The sequence below is a fragment of the Treponema endosymbiont of Eucomonympha sp. genome (assembly GCF_001028545.1).
This window is the reverse complement of record NZ_BBPW01000500.1, coordinates 1-533: the sequence shown is the minus strand read 5'-3', so window position 1 is coordinate 533 and position 533 is coordinate 1. Positions and strand designations below refer to the sequence as shown.

Genomic DNA, 533 nt, shown 5'->3' with positions numbered 1-533 from the left:
GTTTTGCCGCCGGCGGGACAAGCATAGGGCAAGCGCCTATATGTCCTTCACTGCACCCTATCTTTATGTCGAGTTCTTTGAAGAAACTCGAACATTCGACTATCGTCGAACGCGGGAAACGCGTTGACAAAAAAAAATGGGAGAGAAGCGATATAACAGAATATTGGTTCGGCAGAGACGATATGCGTTTTTTGCCCCAAACAGGCATTCGTTCGACGTTTTGCGGTCGGGGGTGTGCTTGTGCGCGGCGGCAGTATTAGATTTTATTAAAATTGAGCGAGGCGAGCTATGATGAAACTGTTTGGCGCCACGGTTCCGCCATCACATGGTGGCTATTTGCCAACTAAAAATAGTAAGACGCGCAAATCAGATAGGTACTGTATTCATTATGCTGATTGTCGCCATTATCAGCGAAGTAAAGCAAGCGGAAATACGGTTGATTTTGAAACGCCGTCTCTTGAAGAGATAAAAACATACCTAAAGGGATTAGAAAAACTGCCATGCGGAATTCGATGTTGTGGTGCATGTTTGAA

The 533-nt window shown here is 45.4% G+C and carries 1 protein-coding gene; it reads left to right on the top strand.

Translation table 11 applies throughout. The features are described from left to right. Positions 1 to 288: 288 nt before the first annotated feature. On the top strand, positions 289 to 533 hold a 245-nt coding region (locus AWU74_RS12895), incomplete at its 3' end, for a hypothetical protein (protein WP_238580255.1).